This is a genomic window from Microvirga flavescens (assembly GCF_003290125.1).
Lineage (GTDB): Bacteria > Pseudomonadota > Alphaproteobacteria > Rhizobiales > Beijerinckiaceae > Microvirga > Microvirga flavescens.
On the sequence record NZ_QMKH01000011.1, the window covers coordinates 25380 to 50142 of the forward strand.

Consider the following 24763-nt stretch of genomic DNA (forward strand, 5'->3'; position numbering starts at 1 on the left):
ACCAATAAATCACGCGCAAAATCTAATAAACTAAAGTCAAATTACACAACCAATCAACGATTAAAATTTGAACCCAAAACGCGAAGATCTTTTTTACTAAGCCGCACGGTAAAAGATACTTTTGGGCCGCACTGCCCTCTACAGCTCTCTGGGGAATTTGGATCCCCTATCGTCACAGAAATTTCGTTTTCTCGCTCCACTACAAAAAATCCATATCCTTCTATATCCTTTATGTTATTCCTCTCCATCTCCGGCAAAGCCGCTCTAATAGCCAAGAATTCTGACGCAAATATCAATTCTTTTCCGAAAATTTCCTCTGCAGAAACAGATATCGTTGCTATTCCAGTCAAGAATATAGAAAGTATCTTTAAGGTACCAATTTTCAATGCCTTGGTTTCCATACTTATAAGCGGATCTATTCTTCGCTGTCATTCAGAAATTTCCTAAGCAGTTCAGTCGAATGCTTCAAATCAACGCTTTCGGCTCTCCATGTTCTGCTACTGAAGACCACTCCTTCTGCATCGGCGAAGGAAAGTCCTTTAAATTACAAAGACCGTATCGCGAAGGCGTGGCTGTAGCCCAGGTTCTTCAGCACCGTCAACAGCCACTCGACGTCGCGCCTGGAGATGATCTGGAAGGCAAAAAGCAACCGAAGCATCAACCTCTCCCACCAGACTGGGATAGGTCTGAAGTCTTTTGTTAAGAAGCTCATCTGAAATTCCATTCCATTGCGCGGTTGGGATTTGCTCCCCTCGCGGATCGCCGTACCTTTCATGGGTCCATCCCACTGGAACTGGGTTCTCAAATCAGTCCTGACCTGATCAGCTACCGACTTTACCGTCCCAAGATTGTCGCGCAAACTTCTCACTCCCGGGCCTTCAATTGCCACATCATTAAGCGTCAACGCCCGGTCTTGGAACGAAACACCTCCGCGCACAGTGACCGCGGTGCGCCGCCCCAGGGTGTCGTAGGTGTGGGACCAGGGACTGCCGTAAGCCTTCCAACGGCAGTATCAAATTTTGATATCGAGCTTCCGATTGTGTCGAAGGATTAATCTCTATCCTTATTGGTAAGTAAAAATCCCAATATCGTGTGGGTGATGAAGAAAAATATAAAATCTACCAGTGCCACAAAAGCTAAAAGGCACCACCCATACCGTGTCGCCTCATAATTCTGCACTAACTGATAACCAGCCAAAGTGTACGATTTAAATCCGCCAAGCAGCGTAATGCGCCACAAGGGGAGAGCCACTGCAAAGTGTACGAACGCGGCCAGTAACGCGTTTGATGCGGCCCAAAACACAGACGATGCAATTTGTGGGATCATCAACACCAGCACTAACCATAACGCTATAAAAGGATGAAGCACTACGGCGTACACGGCCCCAAACTTGAAAATCGAAACAACCGCCAATGTAAGCGTAATTAGTTTCACCATTTCCCCCTTTTCGCATCATAACCCCAAACAGTACCTCCATAGAGTGAAGTTTGCGCACTATCAACAACAGCATTCGAAGTTGACGATGCCAATGCATTATTTGCTGAGCCAGCAATACCGTTCCCTACTCCCACCGTCCTAACAGAAGTAACTCCGTCACTAACAACAACTTGCAGACTTACTCCACCTGGTGCAAGCCGATGTGCGTCAAGAGTTAAATTGGTAATTGTAAAATTCTTCACATCAACAATTGTTAATACTGGGCCAACAGTAACGCCAAATATGGCGGGTGTCGAGACTACTCCAGTGTCTGCACGGATACCGGGGCTCAAACCGGGCGCAAAATTCCCATTTCTCAGCGCTTCAAAAACGCTACGTCTCGAGGCCGTCGAGGGCTTCCCCAGTTGAGGATCCCAAATGACCTTATCGACAGTATATGCGTGGAATGTCTTTTCGTCGTCTGGTTTAACGCCTGCTCGCTCCACCATAGGGTTTTTTGCCAAACTTTGCTCAGTGACAATTTCTGCAGGATCAGTGTCTTCACGGTTGCGAACTTCTCCTTCTGGCCCTGCTGTCGCGCCCTCCGCTTTTTCATCGCGCTCTAACTCCCTACCAGTTTTAGCATCTATTTGCGTTTCGCCTGCGTCTGCCTGCCCTGTCGGATCCATCCGGTTTATTGGATTGTTAGAAGCATACGCATACCGGTTCGTCCCGACGCCCGGCAGGGTCGGATCGAGGCTATCCGGGGAGAGGAAGCGGCCCGTCTTCGGGTCGTAGACGCGGGCGTTGAGGTAGACGAGGCCGAGTTCGGCGTCTTCGCGTTCGCCGATATAGCCGTGCGTGTCGAGCGCCGTCGCGCCGGAGACCACGATCTTCTCCCCGAAGGCCCGGTGGATCGTCGCGGCGAGCGGCGTGCCGCCAACCGCCCTCGTCAGGCGGCGCGGGCTTGCGAGGTGGTCGCGGTGGACCACCGCGCTCTCGCCGCCGGCGCCGGGCTGCAGGCGGATGTCGGGATGCGGATAGAGCGTCCACTGACCCCGATCCGGCGTCGCCGCCGGACCCGGCGCCCGCTCGAAGTCCGGACCCAGGAACAGCGTCGTGCGCCCCACATCCGATGAGTCGGTCTTCACCGTCTTCTTCAGCCGCGCCCCGTCCGGGCCATACACGAACGCCACGATGCCGCCCGCCCGGATCTCGATCGGACGGTTCTCCCCGTCCCAGATGATATTCCGCCCGCCCCCGCCAAGCAGGTTGCCGTTGTTGTCGTAGAACTGCGTCTCGCCGTTGACCGTCAACGGCGCATGCGGGTGCGGCGACAACGGCGAGGGGAAGGCCGCGCCCATCGGCGTCGGCCCGGACTGCGCCACCATGTTCCCCGCCACGTCGTAGACGAAGTTCTGCCGCTCCCCGCCCCGCGTCGACGACAACAGCCAATCAGACGGGTTGTAGGTGAAGGTGAAGCTCTCCGCACCGGACGGGCTGCGGATCACCCCGATCCGCCCGGCGAGATCTCGCTCATACGTCAGGTCGAGCCCCGGCCCGGAGAGCTGCGTCAGCCACCCGCGCCTCGCATCGTAACTCCGCCGCATCGCCGTGCCGTTGGCATAAGACGACACCAGCGGACGGTCGCTCGCGTCATAGGTGATCGACCCGATCTGGCCCGGGATCGCCGTCAGGCGTCCGGCTGCGTCGTAGCTCCAGTTCTCCAGACGGCCAAACGGGCCGGTTTCGTAGCCGTGTCGAAACGAAACCGAGAGTGAGCAGCATCTTGTCAGCCTTGCCCTAAGCAAAAGGCATCGCTATGCATCACGAGCAAATGGCCGTCCCTGTTCTCCCTCAAAGGCGAATCACTTTCAGGTCAATCAAGGTTACCGGTTTAAAAGGCCATATTCCGAAATAAGCTTATATAAATATTCGCACGCCTCAGACTCAGCTTTAAACTCTTTCTGGAAACTTTTTATTCCTCTTTCTACATAATAAACTCTCCAGATACCTGTGTCTTCATATATAATGCAAAAGGCATCATCAGCGCCATAAGCCTCGGACAGAACTCTGATCGTGTGCGGGTATTTTATAGAACTTCTCAAATTGAGGATATCGCTCAGGTTCATTATTTCATCTCCTTCAAAAAGCCCCCTCTTACCAAATCCTGAACAGGCACAAGGCTTTGATATTGGGTACCACCTCCTGGCTGTCCATATGCTGGGGCAACAGGACCTGCGCGAACTGGGAATGGCTTTGCAACTTCGTATTCGCTGTAAATCCTGTCTTCAGGCAGACCCGGCAGGCTGCGAGCCGAAAACGAAGTTCCAGCGGGTGACATGAATGTGCCGGAGGGCGCGCCATACCTGTCAATACGTGCGCCTGGTTGTAAATCAATCCAAGACGGGGTTGCTACAAACCCGGCGTTAGGGGGGTAGCCATCCTGCAAACTCACAGCTGGCAGGTTAGGCACCGTACCCTGATTTCTCGGCGGCCCGATAACTGTCGGACCGAGATTCAGTGGGCGTCCTGAAGGCGCAAGCTGCGGAAACTGAGGTGAATAAGGGCCTAAAGCACGCCCGAAGTTTCCTGTTGCCCGTCCGCGCATCGAATTGAACGGCATCGAAGGCCTGACCATGGGACCAGCCTGCGCAACGACTATCCTCTCCTCCTCAGGCTCAAGTTCCTCTGTGCTCTTGTCCTGATCTTCGAGGCCAATCGCCTCAAAATCCCGCTTTGCCTTACCGGCAGATTCATCACCGTCGCTTTTCGTGGCATTGGCGCTATTCCCACTCGGGTCTTTCTTATTCACCGGATCGTTCAGCGAATACGCATACCTATTCGTCCCGACGCCCGGCAGGGTCGGATCGAGACTGTCCGGGGAGAGGAAGCGGCCCGTCTTCGGGTCGTAGACGCGGGCGTTGAGGTAGACGAGGCCGAGTTCCGCGTCCTCGCGTTCGCCGATATAGCCGTGCGTGTCGAGCGCCGCAGCGCCGGAGACCACGATCTTCTCGCCGAAGGCCCGGTGGATCGTCGCGGCGAGCGGTGTGCCGCCAACCGCTCGCGTCAGGCGGCGCGGGCTCGACAGGTGGTCGCGGTGAACCACCGCGCTCTCGCCGCCGGCGCCGGGCTGCAGGCGGATGTCGGGGTGCGGATAGAGCGTCCACTGCCCCCCGCCTATGCTCCCCTAAGTACAAATTTCGGGCATGAGCGCGATAACATTTGCGATCAACGTTATTTACGAAAATCTCTTTATATATCTCATGAAATAAGAATTATATTAACTGATACCATCATCATCATGAAATATTGATGGCAAAAAAACAATACTTTTATGCAATTTAGTTTCAAGACACTCTATATGGCAAAAAAGCATCTGACGCTCTTTATCATAATCTGAAATATAAAATTTCCCCCCTACTCGCATAACGAGTGGTTCGGATAAATTCTCTACTATACCATGACCACAAAAACAACAAACTACTTCATTATTAAGCTTCGTCATTTCTTATTTCCATCCATAATTATTCCCGCGGGATGCGGTAGAGCGTCCACTGACCCCGATCCGGCGTCGCCGCCGGACCCGGCGCCCGCTCGAAGTCCGGACCCAGGAACAGCGTCGTGCGCCCCACATCCGACGAGTCGGTCTTCACCGTCTTCTTCAGCCGCGCCCCGTCAGGGCCATACACGAACGCCACGATGCCGCCCGCCCGGATCTCGATCGGGCGGTTCTCCCCGTCCCAGATGATATTCCGCCCGCCCCCGCCGAGCAGGTTGCCGTTGTTGTCGTAGAACTGCGTCTCGCCGTTGACCGTCAACGGCGCATGCGGGTGCGGCGAGCCCGGCGAGGGGAAGGCCGCGCCCATCGGCGTCGGACCGGACTGCGCCACCATGTTCCCCGCCACGTCGTAGACGAAGTTCTGCCGCTCCCCGCCCCGCGTCGACGACAACAGCCAATCAGATGGGTTGTAGGTGAAGGTGAAGCTCTCCGCACCGGACGGGCTGCGGATCACCCCGATCCGCCCGGCGAGATCTCGCTCATACGTCAGATCGAGCCCCGGCCCGGAGAGCTGCGTCAGCCACCCCCGCCTCGCATCGTAACTCCGCCGCATCGCCGTGCCGTTGGCGTAGGACCAGCAACTACAGAGCCTTCACCTCCGCGATCTCACGATCCCCGTCCAAGAGTTTGAACTCGCATTTTTTTAGCCAGTCGTGAGGGGCGTCTGGGGAGAGAAACTTTGCTCTGCCGATCGAAACCGATTCGGATAATAAGGGCGCTTCATTGAAGCTAAGTACGACACTCCACGCCTCTTTTCGCCAGTCCGAGTATGGTTGATGCGGAAACCTTGCAACTGTCGAAAGCAAAGGCACCCTATATCGCTTTTGATTGCTTAACCATCGAACAGAAACATCAACATCACTCATGGAACGAGTCCCCTCATTTGCACAGCCCCCCAGAGTATCTCTGTCTACTGTGAAGGCTGGCCCGCCCGCGAGCGAACATTCCCGCCGTTTCACCCGCCCGCCCGGCTCGTAGCCGGTGATCAGCACGTGTTTTTCCGCGATGCTGCCATCGGCCTTCTTGATCTCGTAGGTGTCCGTGATCCGCCGCCCGTTGCCGTCATAGCCGTAGCGGATCGTCGCCGCCGCGTCGGTGACCAGATCTTGTCGCCAAAGGCCCTTGGGATGCAGGAGAGGATAGCGAGCTGTTTCTCAGCTCAGTGACCTTCCTACCTCTCCATCTATGACTGAAAATCAGATCAGTTTACCGGGTGCGAGTGAAATGCTGACACGGCGAGCTTGTATAGAGCCCGAAAGACCAAAACAGGGTTGAATGCTTAACTCATAGGCGCTTTTTGAGGGCGGTTGAGTTGGTCGAAGCCATTGCATGCCAAAAGTTGGAGCGTCTAGATGCAATCGGCGTAACTCTAGATTACCGATCACATTCTGCGAGCTGAAGCCCTCAAGATGGAGATCTAGAATATCCTCCATCGTGAAGGTTACGACAACATGCCGGTCGTGAATACCGTAACCTTTTTTATCAACATCCCGCGTAACGTTCCACGTGTAGACTTTAAGAGTACTTAATCCGCCGCGCTCAAGATGAAGACTCAAGATTTCAGCGTCGTGAAACGATGGGGTGTAACCGAACCAATTCAATAGGTCGACCCAACCCTCAATCGACTGTAAATCCTCCATTTTAAGCCTCTACATAGAGCATTCGAAAATGAAAAAATTCTTTGATATGTACTATATGCCACGTGACTAAGCGCTACCAGCCCCAAGCGGTGAATCCTATGTCGCCCCCTCTCTTACCTCCTACCCAAGAATGCATCTCTGCTGCGTTGTGATGTCCAGGAATGTCGACATCAAGTACTGCCCAGCCTGTAAAGTCGTAGAACCGAACGGTTTTAGTGCTGACCACCGCAAATCCTCCTCCCAGCTGGTATCTCGCTGTGCCGCATGCCACCTCAGGGCCAAGTGTGGCGCCAGGCGGGGGAGCAATCCCGGTGATCCGTCCATAGACACCACCCCAGATGGATCCGCTTGTGGCGAATTCGAACTGCTCTGTTGACCAATCGCCGCCTTCGGGGCCTTTTGCGGGGCTGACGTCACCGCGCGCCTCGGCAGCGTCGTAATCCCGCGTTATATCTGTCGTGCTCTGGTGCCCGTCATTGATATCCCCGCTAGCACCATAGTCAGAGCTGTCGTCCGAGGCATTGCCGCTCGGATCGAGGCTGTCGGGCGAGAGGAAACGTCCCATCTTGGGGTCGTAGACGCGGGCGTTGAGGTAGACGAGGCCGAGCTCGGCGTCTTCGCGTTCGCCGATATAGCCGTGCGTGTCGAGCGCCGCCGCGCCGGAGACCACGATCCTCTCGCCGAAGGCCCAGTGGATCGTGGCGGCGAGCGGCGTGCCACTGACCGCCCTCGTCAGGCGGCGCGGGCTCGACAGGTGGTCGCGGTGAACCACCGCGCTCTCGCCGCCGGCGCCGGGCTGCAGGCGGATGTCGGGGTGCGGATAGAGCGTCCACTGCCCCCCGCCTATGCTCCCCTAAGTACAAATTTCGGGCATGAGCGCGATAACATTTGCGATCAACGTTATTTACGAAAATCTCTTTATATATCTCATGCAATAAGAATTATATTAACTGATACCATCATCATCATGAAATATTGATGGCAAAAAAACAATGCTTTTATGCAATTTAGTTTCAAGACACTCTATATGACAAAAAAGCATCTGACGCTCTTTATCATAATCTGAGATATAAAATTTCCCCCCTACTCGCATAACGAGTGGTTCAGATAAATTCTCTACTATACCATGACCACAAAAACAACAAACTACTTCATTATTAAGCTTTGTCATTTCTTATTTCCATCCATAATTATTCCCGAGCCTATCCAATCCGGGCCATACACGAACGCGACGATGCCCCCTGCCCGGATCTCGATCGGACGGCTCTCCCCGTCCCAGATGATGGTAGGAACGTATCAGATAAAGGTTTCAGGCTCCCTTGCGAGTTTCAAATCACGGAGCAATGAAGCGTTAAATTTCTCCAAGCATTGATCTAAATTTTCTTTGTAATTAATGGCATAAGTTTTCTTCGAGAAAGTAAGACTCGATATTTTTCGGTGTTAACCCGAAATTTTCGTCCTTCAGAGGAAGAGGCGATTCTGAATCAATTGCGATGTCGTCGCAATAAGTCATTTTTACATCAGTAGTCATAATGCCCATCGCCGTAGTTAAAATGAGGTCCTCTGTTTTGTGGACAGGCGTCCGGCTGCGTCGTAGCTCCAGTTCTCCAGACGGCCAAACGTGTCGCCCGCGAGCGCCCATTCCCGCCGCTTCGCTCGCCCGCACGGCTCGTAGCCGGTGATCAGCACATGCTTTTCCGCGATGCTGCCATCGGTCTGCTTGATCTCGTAGGTGTCCGTGATCCGCCGCCCGTTGCCGTCATAGCCGTAGCGGATCGTCGCCGCCGCGTTCGACGCAGCGAATCGTACAGTTAACAGTAGTCCTTATCATTCTCGAATCTCGATGAGCGTAACAAGCGCCTCGTTCAGTTCGCGGGTACCAACCTGACTGAGTGGTGAGAGGAGCGAGCCTCTTTCCAACGGAAGACGCTCTAAACTGTCCAAAAAAAAGTCTTTCGTTACGCCAAATCGAATTATTTTTTGAGATTCATTTTGCAACAACTCTGCCTCTTCAAAAACAGAACGAGCTGGCACTTGATTGACGATAGCTAAATGGGCGCTTTGCAAGAAATTTTTCGGAAATGCTCGTCGCCCAAGCTCAATTATGCCTTCTAAAACGTGTTCCTCCACTAATGCATAGACAGTAAAACATGCCCAGCCCGCATTCTTTTTATAATGTCTGTCCAACCACTCGTCGACTTGGGTTTCCGTATAACCTAAAAGCGCACCCTCTTGCCGCTCAAGAGCCTCATTCCAGCGGCATTTTTCCGAAACTTTTCTGAGAAGCAAGTAGGCTGGAATTCGCCATGCTTCGTCCTTTAATGCATACAAACGAATCCGGTAACCCACAGCAACCTTACCATGAATAATAGCAGGCTCATCCCAAAGATCGAACATCTCGTGGGTAACGAATGTACCGGCTTGCACGAACTCTGAAAATCCTTGCTCGCATTCGCCGCTATCCCCTTCAAAGACAACTTTGGAGAAAACGGATAAAGGCTTTCGCCGTTCCCGCATTAATCCCAGCTCATTCCCTGTATGCACTTCGTAACTTAAGTCTTCTAACATATTGCTCGTCCCAAGGCCTGCTAATCCCTGAAATTCCTCAGTTACCTATAAAGCGATCTCGATCCTTCGCTTTTCTAATATCAATATCATATGTTTTTAATGCACAATCCTCACATATGAAGCCTGAGCCAGTTGGGTTTTTAATTACGCCACCGATTGGTTTTCCGCAGTCCGCGCATTTGACTGTAGGCGATTTTGTGCTGCCCGTCTCATCAACATCAAGCTCCTCGGTGGACGCTGCTAAGCTCGGTGTCTTCAGGTTGCCCCCCGGCACTTTTCCAACAAAAGCTCCTACACCATGTGTAGCAAAGGCCTCATCCTCCTTTGACCAGTCTCCACCCTCTGATCTGCCAGCAGGGCTCGGATTCTTGCCTTCATAGTCGCGCGCTACATCCGTCGTGCTCTGGTGCCCGTCATTGATGTCACCGCCAGCACCATAGTCAGAGCTGTCGTCCGAGGCATTGCCGCTCGGATCGAGGCGATTGATTGGGTTGTTAGACGCATACGCATACCTATTCGTCCCGACGCCCGGCAGGGTCGGATCGAGGCTGTCCGGTGAGAGGAAGCGGCCCGTCTTAGGGTCGTAGACGCGGGCGTTGAGGTAGACGAGGCCGAGCTCGGCGTCCTCGCGTTCGCCGATATAGCCGTGCGTGTCGAGCGCCGCCGCGCCGGAGACCACGATCTTCTCGCCGAAGGCCCGGTGGATCGTGGCGGCGAGCGGCGCGCCACTGAGCGCCCTCGTCAGGCGACGCGGGCTCGACAGGTGGTCGCGGTGGACCACCGCGCTCTCGCCGCCGGCGCCGGGCTGCAGGCGGATGTCGGGATGCGGATAGAGCGTCCACTGACCCCGCTCCGGCGTCGCCGCCGGACCCGGCGCCCGCTCGAAGTCCGGACCCAGGAACAGCGTCGTGCGCCCCACATCCGACGAGTCGGTCTTCACCGTCTTCTTCAGCCGCGCCCCGTCCGGGCCATACACGAACGCGACGATGCCCCCCGCCCGGATCTCGATCGGACGGTTCTCCCCGTCCCAGATGATATTCCGCCCGCCCCCGCCGAGCAGGTTGCCGTTGTTGTCGTAGAACTGCGTCTCGCCGTTGACCGTCAACGGCGCATGCGGGTGCGGCGAGCCCGGCGAGGGGAAGGCCGCGCCCATCGGCGTCGGGCCGGATTGCGCCACCATGTTCCCCGCCACGTCGTAGACGAAGTTCTGCCGCTCCCCGCCCCGCGTCGACGACAACAGCCAATCAGACGGGTTGTAGGTGAAGGTGAAGCTCTCCGCGCCGGACGGGCTGCGGATCACCCCGATCCGCCCGGCGAGATCTCGCTCATACGTCAGGTCGAGCCCCGGCCCGGAGAGCTGCGTCAGCCACCCGCGCCTCGCATCGTAACTCCGCCGCATCGCCGTGCCGTTGGCGTAGGACGACACCAGCGGACGGTCGCTCGCGTCATAGGTGATCGACGCGATCTGGCCCGGGATCGCCGTCAGGCGTCCGGCTGCGTCGTAGCTCCAGTTCTCCAGACGGCCGGACGTGGCGCCCGCGAGCGCCCATTCCCGCCGCTTCACCCGTCCGCCCGGCTCGTAGCCGGTGACCAGCACATGCTTTTCCGCGATGCTGCCATCCGCCTTCTTGATCTCGTAGGTGTCCGTGGTCCGCCGCCCGTTGCCGTCATAGCCGTAGCGGATCGTCGCCGCCGCGTTCGACAGCGACACCAGCTTGCCGCCATTGGCGCCGCTCCCCGCTTCGCCATAGGTGCTCGTGGTCACCTCGGGCCGCGTCGTGCCCACCCGCACTGTCTTGGTGGTCAGGCGTCCGAGAGCGTCATAGACGAAAGCGGTCTTCTCTCCCCGCCCATCGGTCTGCTCCACCAACTCGCCGGCGTCGTTGTAGACATAGATCCATGTGCCCCGGTCGGGATCCTTGACCGCGGTGCGCCGCCCAAGGGTGTCGTAGGCGTAGAACCAAGGGCTGCCGCGCGGATCCGTAACCGACGTCAGGCGCCCGAGCCGGTCGTAAGTCATCGTGGTCGTCAGGAAGTCCCCGCCGGTATAGGGCCGGTCGGCCCGCACCGTGCGGCCATCGACATCCCGGTGCACGCGCGCGATGCGGCCGAGTTCGTCACGGGTTTCGACCATGTCGAAGCTGACGGGACTGGCCTTGTAGGCGCTCGTCACCGCCGTAGCGTCAGGCCGCGTAACCTTCACCGGCCGGTCGAGGCCGTCATAATCGAACTTCGTCAGGTAGCGTGAAGTGCCCTCGTCATAGGGCAGCGTCCGGCTCTGCTGCTCTCCACGCGGGTTGTAGTCGAGATCGACCAGGATGCGTCCGCCGGGCGCGCTGCGCGCCGTGCGCCAGACCCGCCCGAACCCGTCCCGGTAGGAGGCGGCGGTGATGGTGCCGCCGTCGAGCGGCGTGATCGTATCGATGTGCTGCAGGTCGGGATCGCCGAGGCTGTTATACGTCCAGCGCGTCGTCTCGCCGCCGGGCTTGGTCACCGAAGCAGGACGGCAGAGGGCGTCGTAGGTCAGGGTCGTGGCAAGGCCCGTCAGGTCGGTCGTGCTCGTCGGCTTGCCGCACTGGACATCCCAGATGGAGGTTTGAACCGTCACCCCTCCCGTGACCGCCTGGACGGGAAAGATGCGATAGGTCGGATCGTAGGTGGTGACGGTTTCTCGGCCGATCTCATCCGTGGTCTTGATCCGGTTGCCATAGCGGTCGTAGCTCGCCGTGCGGCCGACAAAGGTATTCTTCTCCTTCAGCCAGCGGCGGGTCCAGGTCACGTCGCCCCGCACGGGAGGCGTGCCGTAGCTGCTGGTCTGGCCGTCGTAATAGAAGAGAGTGCGGGCGATCTCATTGTCGGGATCCGGCGTATCCGCCGTGCCGTTATAGACGCGCTCGATGCCAGGCCGGTTGACGATGTAGGAAGCCTTGTTCGGATAGAAGCCCCAGCGCGTGGTGCGGTTGGCGCCGGTCCCGTATTCCGTCAGGGACGTTCGATTGCCGTAGCCATCGAAGGTGCGCTTGACCTTCTTCGTGCGGGTGCCGCCCACCAGCGTGTCCGTCGTCGTCGTGGCGGTGTTGCGCGACCAATAAGGAATGGTCGCCGTATTGACGGTCCATTCCTCGTCGAGGACGCGCAGCGTACTGGTGCCCGAGATCGGGCCGGCCGAGACGGTGAGTTTCTCGATCTTGCCCGCCGAGGCGACATCCTGCCGGAATTCGTAAGTCCGCACCGGGCATGCTGTCTCGCCAGCGATGCAGGGCAGCTTCATTGCGACGTTCTTGAAGCCGAAGAAACGACGGTGCGCATAGTCGTAGAGGCCTCCGGAATAGGAGAACCCGGTCTTCGTGATATTGCCGCGCCCGTCGTCCCGCTTGATCGACGAAACCCGCTGCAGAACGAACGGCAAGCGGGTGTTGGGCGTTGTCGTGGAAGGTTCGTAGGCGATATCCGTGATGCCGCCCCAGGCATTCTTGACCTTGGTGAGAAGGTCCTGCGGCTTTCCGGAAGAGGTCCAGACTTTATCCGTAAAAAAGTCCGTCTTGCCGTCCCCATCGAAATCGCCGACCCGCGCGACGACATTGCTGCCGGTCACGTTCGGCAGAGTTTCCTGAACGAGCGTGGCGCCTTTGTAGCGGATGACCTTGCCGGCCACATTGACCCAGCTCGAGGGAATGAAAATATCGGAACGGCCATCACCTTCGAGATCGCCCACGAGGGCGCCTTGGACTGCAAACGTAAGCTGGAGGCGCGGACCGTTGATGAGCCGGCTGCCGTTGGACAACAGAACACGGGCCGTAAAGAAATCCTTGTTCAGGAGAACGAGGTCGCTCTTGCCGTCGCCGTTCAGGTCCCCGACCATGATCTCCGTCGCGACATCCGCCTCGGCGTTGATCTTCAACGCCTCCTGCGCCTGGAAGCGGCCAGTGGCCTCGTCCCGCAGGAGGATCGCCACGGACGTGCCGAGCGACACGTCCGCGCTGTGGCAGACGAGGTCGGTCTTGCCGTCACCGTTAAAGTCGCCGGTCTGGGTCTGATAGTTGAAGAGTCCGCCGCAAGCGGGGAGCGGCCCTACGATGTAACGACCTTCGACACCTGCCGGGACGAGTAAGTGATCGAAGAAGAGTTCCGTCTTGCCGTCGCCGTTGAAATCACCCGCTATCGCCTTGTTGGCAAGATCACCGATCGGCAGGCTGAACCAATGCTCCCCTAGAATCATCTCCACCCCGGCGACGCTCCACCGGTAGAGGGTGGCTTGTGTTCCCACCTCCGTCGTGCACCCTCCATCTTTGGAGCACTTCTCATCACTCCAGGAGATGATCCGCATCAACTGCTGTTTGCCATCGCCGAGAAAATCGCCTGTGAGCCAGCGATCTCCCGTAAGGGTATGCCCCTTGGCGATATCGGATTGTGCCGGCGCTTTCTTCCAATCGGTCGCGGTGGCGGCGTTTATCGGATCCGTCGAATGAACAAAGTGGCAGAGGTCCGATTTGCAGAAATAACCGACGACATCGCTGCGTTGGTCACCGTTCAGGTCAAGAACCACGTGGCTCGTATAGTCCACCGGGATCTTCTCCCCCGATGCCTCCTGGAACCCGATCGCGTCGGACGAATAGGTGAACGCGGTCGCCGGCAATCGCGAACCGTCAACCACGGTGCCGGCGTCGAGGGTGACGTTCTTGCCGAATTCCTGCACTTTCGTGAGCCGGCCGGAGCCGGTTATCGGTGAAGCCTCATGGGTGAGCTTGTAGGCCCGCACAGGCTTGCCACCCGTGCGTACGAGAATCGTCTTGAGCCGGAATGTGATCTGCCCGAGATCGTTGCCGCCATTGGCTATCGTCATCGCGCTGGTTGGCAGTGCCTCGCGATAGAAGATGATGTCGGTCCTGTTATACGCGATCTTCGATGGATAGCAGACGGCTCCGGACGGACAGGCATAGGTATATTGGACGACGTTACCGTGCCGGTCCGTCGCGGAGGTGAGAAGGAAGTTATATCGATCCTGAAGGTTGGCGTCCCCCGAGAGGCTCGGGTTCACCACGCCGGAGGCCTTGTAGAGATAGACGGTGCCGTCCCGCGCTGTGACCTTCCATTGCCTGTCCGCGACCGAGTAGGAGAAGCGCCGGTAACTCTCGACCTTGGAGACGTAATTGCCCCCGCTCGCACAGCTCGGCGCTGTTGAATTGATCGGACATGGGACGAGCTCTTCCCCGTCCAACAGAAAGACGTCGGCACCGTCGAAGTTCGGCGTACCGCGGCCCTGAGAGACACGAACGATGCTGGATACGCCGTCGAGAGACCAGCCGGTCCCCAGAAAACCGGCAAGCGTCCCACCGCCTCTTAACCCGCGCCCCGAATCGTACGTGAGACGCAGATTGGGTTCCAACCCCCGAAAGCCGGGAACCTGGATGGCAATCGAATGCGTATAGCTGCCGCTATAGGGAGCATCGGGAAGTAATGCAGCCTTGTCGTCCACTTCGCCCTTCGCGGCTTCGGGCGTACTGTCCGCGCCTGCCGTTAGGCCAGCTCCCTTGGTCTTTGTGGCGGGAGCGGCGTTGCTGGAGGGCGTTGCTCCGGTTGTCTTCGCTCCCGGTGCGGCAGGGGAAGAATTCTTCTCCACCAAAGCGGCACCGGATTTACCGCCCGAATCGACCGAAGTGTCCGCGCCGCTCCGGCTGGCTTTAACGTCCGAAGAGGTTGAGGGTGATGCTGTCGTAGTGGCAGGCGTGCTCGTGCCGCCTTGAGTCCCCACACTCATTACCCTGGAAGAGTTGGCGGCAAGCGGGGCTGGAGAACCTGCTGCCTCCGCGAGGGCCACTGTCGTTGGCGGAAGGCTAACGAAAGCTGCGAGCAGGAAGGCCATTCCCACCCGAACGGGCCGGGAACGGCAGCTGGAAACAGGAAACAAATTCACGCTCAGACTCGGACATTGCTAGGTTCGTGTTCCTAGATGCACCAGCTGGACAACTGTTAGTTGATTTTTTGCGATGTTATTATCTTTATCCACAACCATTACGTGCACAACGATGGCGCATCCGGTGCTACCTGTGGATGAAGTGGCGCCCTCACCCGCCCGAACATCACGGACTAAGGGGAGTAGATTGGACTGTCTTGAGGTGCATCATGAATGGCGTAATTGGCTTCGCAGCCTTTGCCGGAGCGATCGTCCTGTCAGGGTGCATGTCTCCCTCACCCGAAGGAGAGAGTTCCCGTTACAGCTTGCTGGGTCCTCAAGCATCATTCCTGACCTCAGGGCGCCCTGAGCGCGGCAATGATGGCCCAATTGTCGCCAAGGAAGTTGACCGTAGGACAGGCTACACGGATCTCGGGCGAGAAGCTACGGGAAGTGGCGAACAGGCCAGCGAGCCGGTTCAGATCACGGAGAACGGATCGAAAGTTAGCCTGAACTTCGTGAATGCCGATCTTCAAGATTTCGTGCGTCTCGTCTTCGATGATGTTCTGAAGGAGAACGTCATTGTCGACCCCGCCCTTACAGGGCGCGTAACAGTTCGAACGACTGACGCCGTAACGCGCCAAGCCGCCGTATCCCTGGTCCGCAATGTCCTCCATCTCCATGGAGCGGCATTGACGAAAGCCGACGGTGCATTCCGTGTCGCCGGGCGAAGCAATGGCGGAGACCGGGGACCGGTTGGAGAGAATATCCGTATTATGCCCTTGCGTTTCTTGAACGCAGAGCAAGCGCGTGCGGCACTTCAACCGTTGGCATCGAGTGGGACGGAAATCGTATCCAACGTCGAAGGGCGGTATCTTATTCTCTCCGGCGCCCCGACGGATCTCGATCCACTCGTTCAGCTTTTGGGAACGCTTGATGTGGACCGGATGCTAGGCATGTCCTTCGCGCTTATGCCGCTGAAGGACGCGAATGCTGGGGCGGTAGCGACGGAAGTCGTCCAGATGTTCGGCGCGGGTAACGACGGTGCCTTTCGAGCGCTTCCGATTCAAAGGATGAACGCAATTCTATTGATGACGAGGTCTTCAGCGTCGCTTGAACGTGCCAGAACTTGGATTCAGAATCTCGACCAATCCGATAGCGACAGCAGGCAGGTCCGAGTATTCCAGATCCAGAACCGCCGTGCCGCCGATATAGCCAAGATCCTTAGTGGAATGCTTCTCGGACAAGGGGACGCTTCCTCCAATGCCGACTCAACCTCTCCCTCAAGAAACGCCATAGGCGCCAGCGGCGCTGCAAAGATAGAGCCTGCTGCCCTAAATGTCGCTCCTGGTCAGGGGGCGCAGGAGGGAGACCATCCGCTGCAGGGTGTCCAGGTACGCGCTGATACCTCCACCAATTCCCTTGTCGTCATGGCGCGCCCCGAAACATATGCCCTTATCGAATCGGCGATCCGTCGGCTCGATGTCCTTCCGACGCAAGTCCTAATCGAAGCAACAATCGCTGAAGTAGGGCTCAATGACGCGTTGCGTTACGGCGTCCGCTGGTATTTCCAACAGGGTTTACACGGCGTTTCGTTGAACGACGGGGTATCAAATCCATCCTCAACTCTCGCGGGCTTCAACTACGTCTTCAACGTACCGCAGGGACGTCTTGTTGTGAATGCGCTCGAGAAGGTTACCAATTTAGAAGTCATCTCGTCGCCGGCGCTCACAGTTCTCGATAACGAGACAGCAACTCTAAAGGTAGGGGACCAAGTCCCGATCGCGACGCGGGCCGCTCGCAGCGTAACGAACCCAGAAGCCCCTGTCGTCAATGATATCGAGTTGAAGGATACGGGCATCATCCTGACGGTTACCCCCCGCGTGAATGCAAGCGGCCTCGTGATGCTCGATATCTCTCAAGAGGTTAGTGACGTGGTTCCCACATCCACCTCCAACATCGATTCTCCGACGATCAGGCAACGGAAGATCAATAGTTCTGTCGCGGTGCAAAGCGGCGCAGAAATTGTTCTTGGGGGCCTCATCTCATCGAATCGTCAGACCGGTAAAGACGGCATCCCGCTTCTGAAAGACATTCCAATTCTCGGAGCCGCCTTCACCAGTAACGCTGTCCGCGACCAAAGGAAGACGGAGCTCTTGGTGATCATCAGGCCAACCGTGATCGCCAATCGCGATGATCTCTATCGTGTCACCGAGGAAATTAAAGCAGGCATGAGAGGAATCGCAAACATAAAGCCCTAGTCGCCTGACTCTCAAACGCTAGGCATACCCTCAGTACAATTACTGCAGCAGTCACGAAGCGTTCCCAGCTTGGGAATAGCAGCACCGACGGATCAATCATGGCGAAGATTACATTCAACCAGAGCATCGACCCAAACGATGCGCTCTTGAACATTCCGAACGAGATCGACCTGGTTACGACAGCGATCTCCAGCGTATTCGAAATTGGAGATGCGAGGTTCACGTTGCTTCGACTTGAAGGGGCCGATTTTACATATTCGGCCCCTGGCGTCCCGAGCAGCGGCATCCTTACTGGCTTCTCTCTTGTTAAAAACGGCATCGTAGCCGTCACGGTAACCGGGTTAGCACCAGGTTTAACTTTGCCGCAAGTTGAGAGATTGCGCCTCGAAGGTAGTCCGGGCGCCTTGTTGAGATACCTTCTCGCAAGCGATGACGAGGTGATCGGCGGAGCTGGTAATCAGGTCATTTTGTCCGAGGGCGGCAACGACACGCTAGATGGAGGAGAGGGTGCAGATTACATCGCCGCAGGGGACGGAGATGATCTGGTGATCAGCAGACTCGGGCAGGGTCCGACGGGCGGTGCGATGGAGATCTTGATCGGCGGTGACGGCATTGATTACCTCATTATCGATCGTTCCGATCAGGAGCTCTCTTTTGTGTTCGACGTTTTGGTCAAGGACACTACGACGATGCTCGATGGAACGCGCCTGAGCGGGTTTGAAAGAATGGAATTCTATTCTGGCTCTGGTGATGATGTTCTCGCCGGAGGGGGGCTTGCAGACATCATCAACGCTGGTGCGGGAAGCGATCGTATCAGCGGCAGAGGCGACAATGATACACTGTCAGGAGGAGACGGCGCCGATCATATTGATGGTGGCTCGGGAAATGACCTGATCACAGGTGATGAGGGAACCGATATCCTTGACGGAGGCAAGGGTAACGACACTATCGACGGCGGCGCGCAGGCCGACAACCTCTTCGGGGGAGACGAAGACGATGTGCTCAATGGTGGGGACGGCGCCGACTATATTGAAGGAGGTTTGGGGAACGACCTTTTAGACGGTGGTAGGGGACCAGACGTTCTTTGCGGAGGTCATGGCAATGATCTCTACAATGTAGACAATCCCAACGACGTCCTGTTCGAAGCGGACGGTGAGGGTTTTGACGTCGTTATCGCGTCCGGTTCCTATGACCTTACCTCTGCAGCCGAGATCGAACTTCTGCGCACCGTGGATCCGAAGGGCAAATCCGCTCTTAATCTGAAAGGTAACGGTTATGCCAACATCATTGAGGGCAATGCTGGCGCCAACACTATCAACGGCCTCGGCGGTTCCGACACATTAAAAGGAGGCCGCGGTCGCGACATATTCGTATTCAATACCGAACTGAATAAAAAGAACGTCGACAAAGTCCTGGATTTTCGCGTGAAGGATGACTCCTTCCGCCTTAGCAAGGCCGTGTTCAAGGAGATCACTGGCCACAAGGTTCTAGATGCAGCAGCTTTCTGTGTAGGCCAGAAAGCTGCTGATGCCGATGATCGGATTATTTATAACCCCCGCACGGGAAGACTATACTATGATGCGGATGGATCTGGCGAGATCAAGGCAATCCTTTTCGCAAAGCTCACCAAGGGATTAAAGCTCACAGAGCTGGACTTCTTGATCTAAGTACTCTCGCGCAAAAAAGCGGTGTTGTCCCGTTAACTCGTGCGTCCGCCCGACTGCGGCGCCCTGATAACGCCGCGCGACCATTCTGAAAATACTTTGACAGCGCCTGTTTGAGCGCTTGCCTTGGCACGCAGAGTCCACCAGGCCCGTCCAGTGCCGATCAACAGACCCATGCCGCTGGCGCGAGCGCTGAGCCAGCGGGGGGATCGCATCCTAGGATCAAGGTTTCCTTGAACTTCGGCCGTGGGATCAGATCACGAAGAAGTCTCTATAGGTGAGCTTGAGGTTCTTGGAGAGCGTGGCGATCTGGACCTGAGCCTGCGCGCCGGTGCCGTCGGCATCGTAGTACAACGCACCCGTCTTCTTATTGTAGATGATGTGATCATCCTTATCGTGCGCCTGGGTGCCCTTGTAGAACTCCGAACTCTTGATCACACCCTTCTTCGCCATCTTCTTGAACACCGGTTTGGCTAGATGGATCGTATCGTCCTTCACCTCGAAATCCGTGATCTTGTCGATGTTTTTCCGTCCCGGCTTGGTATCGAACACGAAGATGTCCTGACCCAAACCTCCGGTCAGTATGTCCTTGCCCACGCGACCGTAGAGCTTGTCGTTGCCATCGCTCCCCTGAAGACGATCATTTGCTTTGCCGCCTTGCAGAATTTGATTGCCTTGTGTGTCAACCGCATCGGCAGTGGCAGGCTCGAAGATGTCGAGAACATCGAAGGTAAAAGTTTTGACGGTTCCCGCCCCATAGCCGTTATGGGCCTTGATGGTGACGTTGTATTGGGCCTTGGTTTCGTAATCCAAACTTCCGGCCAGAATGAGGTTGTTGCCATCGATGGCAAAAGGGCTATCCGTCGTGACAAGCGTGTAACGGATGTCGTCCCCGTCCATATCGACGGCCGACAATGTAGCAACGATCGTGGAGGCCAAGGTGTTTTCCTTGACCAGACTGGAGGACAAAGCGAGTTCCGTCGGTTCGCGATTGGCGGTTCGGAACATCAGATCGGCAAATTTGAGCTCCTGGACATCCACGAGAATGTCGGTGCCCCCGCGTGACTTGACGCTGTCGGAGACTCGCAACGATCCGTCGGCTTGGGTGATGATCGTGTAGCTGGAGAAGCTGCCCTCATAGACCGCCGTGTTCTTGCCCCCGCCACCTCTCAGGACATCATTGCCGCCCATACCGATCAGCGTATCGTTGCCGAGGCCACCGGAAAGGGTATTGGCCGCACCGTTCGATCCAATGAGTAGGTCGGCATAGTCAGAACCGACAATGTTCTCGATCGATGAGAACGTGTCGCCTGTGGCTTCACCCGTATTCTGGGTCGGATCATCGAGGCTAACGGTCAATCTCGTCTTGGCACCCGCGTAATCGGCCGTATCGATGCCGGCACCACCTATCAGTTGGTCGGCGCCAGCGCCGCCCTCGAGATTATCGTCGCCCTCACCACCCTGGAGAACGTCGTCACCATCCCGTCCCCGCAGATCGTCATCGCCGCCTGCTCCCGAAAGAGTGTTCGACAGGCTGTTGCCCGACAGAACGTTGGCGCCGCCATTACCGGTCAGATAAATTCCGGCGATGCCATCGCGCGCGACAGCGTTTTCGATCCCGCTCGCAAGCGTGTAAACACCGGACGCCATCGCTACGAGAGTGTCGCGGCCTCCCGCATCTTCCACCACGTCGTCGGCATCGACCTCGAAGCGGTCACTCCCTTTGCCACCTTGGAGAGTGTCGAGACCGCCGCCGCCGGAAAGCGTATTGCCGGAATCGTTACCGACCAGCGTGTTGGCGCTGGAGTTGCCGGTGAGCGAGAGAGAACCAGCTTCGCTAGCCGCGCGGAGAATCTCTATCGAGACAGCTGAACTCAGAGTGTAGTCTAAATGGGCAATGACAGTGTCCGTCTCGCGATAGAGCTCGGGGTATGGATCAATCTCAACAATAACGTTATCCAAGGAACGCACATGATAGGTGTCCTTGCCGAAACCGCCAATCAGCGTATCCCCACCACCGCCGCCGTCTAGAGCGTCATCGCCTGACCCACCATAGATGGACTGGCCATAGCTATTTCCGGTGATAGTAACACCTAGCGTGGAGCGGTCATCAGCACGAATGATCTCGACTTCGGAACCTTCGCGAAGAGCAAACGAAGGGACGCCGATATTGCCCCTTAGCTGTACGGTGTCGATACCTTCCCCAGCTTTCTCTACGATGAGAACATCCTCAAAACCCACATAATAGGTGTCGTTTCCCTTGCCGCCTTCCAAGGTGTCTAGGGTTTCACCCGGTATGTAAGTGCCTGTGTAGAGGGAGTTGTCGGCAGCATTGCCGACGAGGTGATTGGCTAACCGATTGCCGATGAGATCCATCGCGACGGTCGATGATGGCAGGGCAATCATGTTCTCGACATTGTCGGGGAGTTCTCCACCCCATTCGGTCAAGACCGTGTCGATCCCACCATCGGCATCCTCGCGGATTGTATCGGAGATATACTCCCACCCATTGGCAGTGTACTTGTCTCTAATAATGTAGGTGTCATTGCCTGCCCCGCCAATCAGCGTGTCAAAACCATCACCCCCGTCCAGCAGGTTGTCTCCTGCATTGCCTTTGATGGTATTGTCGAGGCTGTTGCCGGTTAGTGCGATGTTGCCCGTTCCGGTCGCCGTGAGCGTCTCCACGTCTGTGCTTCGGATATCATAGCTGACACTTGTATAGACTGTATCGATGCCTGCATTGGCAGCCTCCACCACGATGTCGGCGGAATCGTCTACATAATAGACGTCGTTGCCGAGCCCGCCTGTCATGCGGTCCTTGCCGTCGCCGCCATCCAGGACGTCGTCTCCATCGCCACCGTCGAGGGTGTCATTGCCCAATAGGCCTGACAGTGTGTCGTTTCCACCGCGTCCACGAAGATCGTTGGCGACATCGCTTCCGCTGATGCGGTCGTTGCTAGTCGCACCGCCGATAAAGCCTTCGATGGAGATGAGCTTCATGTTCATGTTGTTGCTGCCTGTCTTCAGGTCGACAACAAACCAATTACCTTGATGCTCACTTTGGGCGATATCAAAGCCCTCGCCACCGTCGAGGACATCGACAACGCCTGCATCATATACCAGAGTGCTCGCAACGAGGATGTCATCGCCGCTGCCTCCCAAGAGAGTGTCAGCCCCAGTACCATCGAAAAGCTGGTCGTTTCCTCCCTCGCCCGACAGTATGTCGTCTCCTCCTAAACCCTGAACATAATCGTCACCCGCGCGTCCGGCATAAGCTTCCGACTTGTCGGTCCCTGTCCAATGCACGAGACCACTCTCGGCGCGTGGATCGAAGATCTGCGAACGGATGATGGAGGTACCGCTGGCATCTCCTGCCTTGTCGGTCCAACTGATCGCAAATCGGCCATCCTGAAAGGCCGAGATCTGGGGATCGAGTTGGTCGCCGGCGGTTGAGGTGTTGACCAAGAATTCCGTGCCGTATTTGCGGCCATCCGCATAGAAAACCTGTGCGCGAATGGATGTGCCGGACGTATCGCCGCCTGTCGCGCTCGAGTCGACCCAGGTCACCACGAAACGCCCGTCGGATAAGGCTGTCGTTGCGGGATCGCTCTGTTGTCCGGGGCCCGTTGTGCCGATAGTGAAACTGCTCAGCACCGAGCTTCCGGTACCGGAGAAGATCTGACCGCACAGTTCGCCACCGTCTGTGCGCCACGTGACGACGAAACGGTCAAACTGCAAGGCAGAAACGGTTACACCACTGGCACGCCCCTCAGCAGGGAGATACAGAGGTTCGGACGCTTTGCGTCCCACATTGTCAATGATGTTGATCGTGACGCCATAGAATGGCTCTGCATCCGCCGACCCCGGAATGTGGTTGCTGTAGGCGACGACGCTCTTGCCACTCGTCAACGTCGCAAGATGCGCGGCTCCGGACTGTGCCTTGAAGCCCGCGCCCCATTTGATGTCGGTGCCGGTCCGGTATAGATTCGCGTCGAAGGTAGAAACGCTGTCACCGCTCCATGCGACGGTAAACCCGCCAGACGGGAGTGCCGAGACGCTTGAGAGGTTGTGATAAATGCCCGTACCGTCCGAAATGACGGTCGAGGAACCAATCAGCTTGCCATCGGCACCGATCAACTGAGCCCGAACCTCCCTCGACTGCGCGCCCATGACGTCCCATGTCAGCAGAAACCTGCCGTCAGACAAGGCCGTCACGATGGGGCTCGGGTCGTTTTGGGTTAGCCCTCCGGAGCCAACCCATTGATCGGCGCCGCCGACAGGCGAGCCCCGATAGTCATGAGCTCTGAACCAAACTGAATTATCCGTGGGGGACACATAGGCTCTGATCGTCGTGCCCGTCTGCCCACTGATTGCCGACGTCGATGACAAAAATGTCCCGGAGTTGCTGACCTTGGTCTCGGAACCCCACTTCACAACTTGAACCATGCTTGCCCCGACTAAACTGTCTTAGTTATTGACCGACAGTCATGGCATGGCACTCGATCTGAGAAACTCCGCGAACGAATAGCTTTTGTTCGATTCGCTTAACGACTCGGCGCTCGACGCGGCTTTGGCGGCCCCTATCGCGCGCGAACGCAGCCCGAAGCTGGAGCATTACTTAGCGATATGCGACCATGCTCAAGTATCTGTTCGCCGGCAAAAGCTACGATGCCGATGCGGTACCGCTGCATCCGACAGCCAGGCGACGGTGATTCCGTGTCGCTGCGCCGAAAGCGCCCGATCCGTTACGACGGTCTGTGTCAGGGCTTGCCTGACGGCGCAATCGTGGCGCTGGAACCGCGTTTCAGCGACGCTGAGAATTCCAATGAAGCGATCCAGTTTTTAGGGATCAGCGCATTAGTAACAGGCCACTGTGTAATGTCCCTGGCTTTGTGTCGCCATGCCGCTCGCCGCCCCCATCGTGCGAGCCGCCAGTGCGCCGCCCGGTCCGGCAAGACTGACGGCAGCCATCGCACCGTTCGTCGCCATGTTTGCCGCCTGCGTGGCTCGCGAATGGGCCTGAAGCTGATCGATGCACGATTGCGCAGAGGCATAGCCCTTGGCGCGTTCTATATCTTCTGGTGTGGCATCGGGGCGGCTGGCCGCCACTTCGGCAGCGGCCTGGCGACTGGCCATGTCGGCGCGCAGCGCACTCATTCGGGCATCGCTGCTGTTACAACCCACAGCAAGCAGGCAGAGCGCAGCAGCGAAAAGACATCTTGTATTCATGATTGAAAGTACCTTCTCATAATGAGATTTCGAAACATCTGATGACTTTCGCCGTCACCGGTACGTTGCCATTCGAAGGCCCAGGAGACGTTTCCGATCATGACACCTCCCCTTTCCAGCCGCGTCCAACTCTTTGCCAACCCTATCCGCAGACCTGCCATGGTTCGTGCAGAGTGTTGCGAGCACCCCGAAGCCCAGCCCAAGCGCGTAGGCGGCAAGTTTTGAGTACCCAAAATCTGCGTAGATCCTGAACGGCTCAGTACTCTTGTCTGGGATGGAGGCACTCGGATCAGACCACGAAGAAGTCCTTGTAAGTCATCTTGAGGTTCTTGGAGAGGGTTGCGATCTGGATCTGGGCCTGTGATCCGGTGCCGTCGGCATCGTAGTACAGCGCCCCCGTCTTCTTGTCGTAGATGATCCGGTCGTCGTGATCGTGCGCCTTCGTGCCCTGATAGAACTCACCGGACTTGAGCACGCCCTTCTTCGCCAGCTTGGTGAACGCGCTCCTGGCGAGATGGATCGTGTCGTCC

17 protein-coding genes and 1 pseudogene are annotated in these 24763 nt (G+C 56.9%); 3 read left to right on the forward strand and 15 right to left on the reverse strand.

Translation table 11 applies throughout. The features are described 5' to 3' along the window. Nucleotides 1–53 precede the first annotated feature (53 nt). The 12 genes from DQW91_RS16710 to DQW91_RS15975 all read right to left on the reverse strand — a co-directional run bounded on the left by DQW91_RS16710 (nt 54) and on the right by DQW91_RS15975 (nt 14806). On the reverse strand, nt 54–401 hold the full coding sequence (locus DQW91_RS16710) for a hypothetical protein (protein ID WP_157961481.1): 348 nt from the start codon (nt 399–401) through the stop codon (nt 54–56). A gap of 143 nt (nt 402–544) precedes the next feature. Beyond that, the gene (locus DQW91_RS15930; RefSeq protein ID WP_112664643.1) at nt 545–859 is read right to left on the reverse strand and encodes a hypothetical protein; all 315 of its coding nucleotides are present in this window, start codon (nt 857–859) and stop codon (nt 545–547) included. A 191-nt stretch (nt 860–1050) separates the two neighbouring features. Continuing rightward, the gene (locus tag DQW91_RS15935) at nt 1051–1437 is read right to left on the reverse strand and encodes a hypothetical protein (protein WP_112664644.1); all 387 of its coding nucleotides are present in this window, start codon (nt 1435–1437) and stop codon (nt 1051–1053) included. After that, a complete protein-coding gene (locus DQW91_RS15940; protein WP_112664645.1) occupies nt 1431–3227 on the reverse strand; it encodes an RHS repeat domain-containing protein in 1797 nt (598 codons plus the stop codon). The genes DQW91_RS15935 and DQW91_RS15940 overlap by 7 nt, the downstream gene beginning before the upstream one ends. Nucleotides 3228–3547: 320 nt before the next feature. Continuing rightward, the gene (locus DQW91_RS15950; RefSeq protein WP_112664646.1) at nt 3548–4525 is read right to left on the reverse strand and encodes a glycohydrolase toxin TNT-related protein; all 978 of its coding nucleotides are present in this window, start codon (nt 4523–4525) and stop codon (nt 3548–3550) included. Nucleotides 4526–4699: 174 nt separating this feature from the next. Continuing rightward, nucleotides 4700–4924 carry a hypothetical protein gene (locus DQW91_RS16715; protein WP_157961482.1) on the reverse strand — a complete coding sequence of 75 codons (225 nt, stop codon included), beginning with the start codon at nt 4922–4924 and terminating at the stop codon, nt 4700–4702. 19 nt (nt 4925–4943) lie between these two features. Then, nucleotides 4944–5531 carry a hypothetical protein gene (locus tag DQW91_RS15955; protein ID WP_112664647.1) on the reverse strand — a complete coding sequence of 196 codons (588 nt, stop codon included), beginning with the start codon at nt 5529–5531 and terminating at the stop codon, nt 4944–4946. 643 nt (nt 5532–6174) lie between these two features. Further along, nucleotides 6175–6618: an Imm50 family immunity protein gene (locus DQW91_RS15960; RefSeq protein ID WP_112664648.1), complete on the reverse strand. Its 444-nt coding sequence runs from the start codon at nt 6616–6618 to the stop codon at nt 6175–6177. Nucleotides 6619–6691: 73 nt separating this feature from the next. Next, nucleotides 6692–7390, reverse strand: coding sequence for an RHS repeat-associated core domain-containing protein (locus DQW91_RS15965; RefSeq protein WP_157961483.1), 699 nt, complete (start codon nt 7388–7390; stop codon nt 6692–6694). A 174-nt stretch (nt 7391–7564) separates the two neighbouring features. Beyond that, nucleotides 7565–7789, reverse strand: coding sequence for a hypothetical protein (locus tag DQW91_RS16720; protein WP_157961482.1), 225 nt, complete (start codon nt 7787–7789; stop codon nt 7565–7567). Nucleotides 7790–8445: 656 nt separating this feature from the next. After that, nucleotides 8446–9186: a hypothetical protein gene (locus DQW91_RS15970; protein ID WP_112664650.1), complete on the reverse strand. Its 741-nt coding sequence runs from the start codon at nt 9184–9186 to the stop codon at nt 8446–8448. Between the two features lie 37 nt (nt 9187–9223). Continuing rightward, nucleotides 9224–14806 (reverse strand): FG-GAP-like repeat-containing protein, encoded by a 5583-nt coding sequence (locus DQW91_RS15975; RefSeq protein WP_198411891.1) that lies wholly within the window; start codon nt 14804–14806, stop codon nt 9224–9226. A gap of 503 nt (nt 14807–15309) precedes the next feature. On the opposite strand from DQW91_RS15975, the gene gspD reads away from it, so the two are divergent. Both gspD and DQW91_RS15985 read left to right on the forward strand, forming a co-directional pair. Then, entirely contained in the window at nt 15310–17340 is a 2031-nt protein-coding gene (gspD, locus tag DQW91_RS15980) for a type II secretion system secretin GspD (RefSeq protein ID WP_157961484.1), read from the forward strand. Nucleotides 17341–17438: 98 nt separating this feature from the next. After that, complete coding sequence (locus DQW91_RS15985; RefSeq protein ID WP_112664653.1) at nt 17439–19007, forward strand: calcium-binding protein; 1569 nt, start codon at nt 17439–17441, stop codon at nt 19005–19007. A gap of 249 nt (nt 19008–19256) precedes the next feature. Here DQW91_RS15985 and DQW91_RS17260 read toward each other — a convergent pair whose 3' ends face one another. Both DQW91_RS17260 and DQW91_RS17265 read right to left on the reverse strand, forming a co-directional pair. After that, nucleotides 19257–23219, reverse strand: a complete 3963-nt coding sequence (locus DQW91_RS17260; protein ID WP_198411892.1) for a cadherin domain-containing protein — start codon at nt 23217–23219, stop codon at nt 19257–19259. Nucleotides 23220–23861: 642 nt separating this feature from the next. After that, a complete protein-coding gene (locus DQW91_RS17265; RefSeq protein ID WP_281024047.1) occupies nt 23862–23993 on the reverse strand; it encodes a hypothetical protein in 132 nt (43 codons plus the stop codon). Nucleotides 23994–24017: 24 nt separating this feature from the next. On the opposite strand from DQW91_RS17265, the gene DQW91_RS16725 reads away from it, so the two are divergent. Beyond that, entirely contained in the window at nt 24018–24239 is a 222-nt protein-coding gene (locus DQW91_RS16725; RefSeq protein ID WP_157961485.1) for a hypothetical protein, read from the forward strand. 283 nt (nt 24240–24522) lie between these two features. Here DQW91_RS16725 and DQW91_RS16000 read toward each other — a convergent pair. Beyond that, nucleotides 24523–24763: pseudogene (locus DQW91_RS16000) on the reverse strand (calcium-binding protein); the annotation flags it as partial.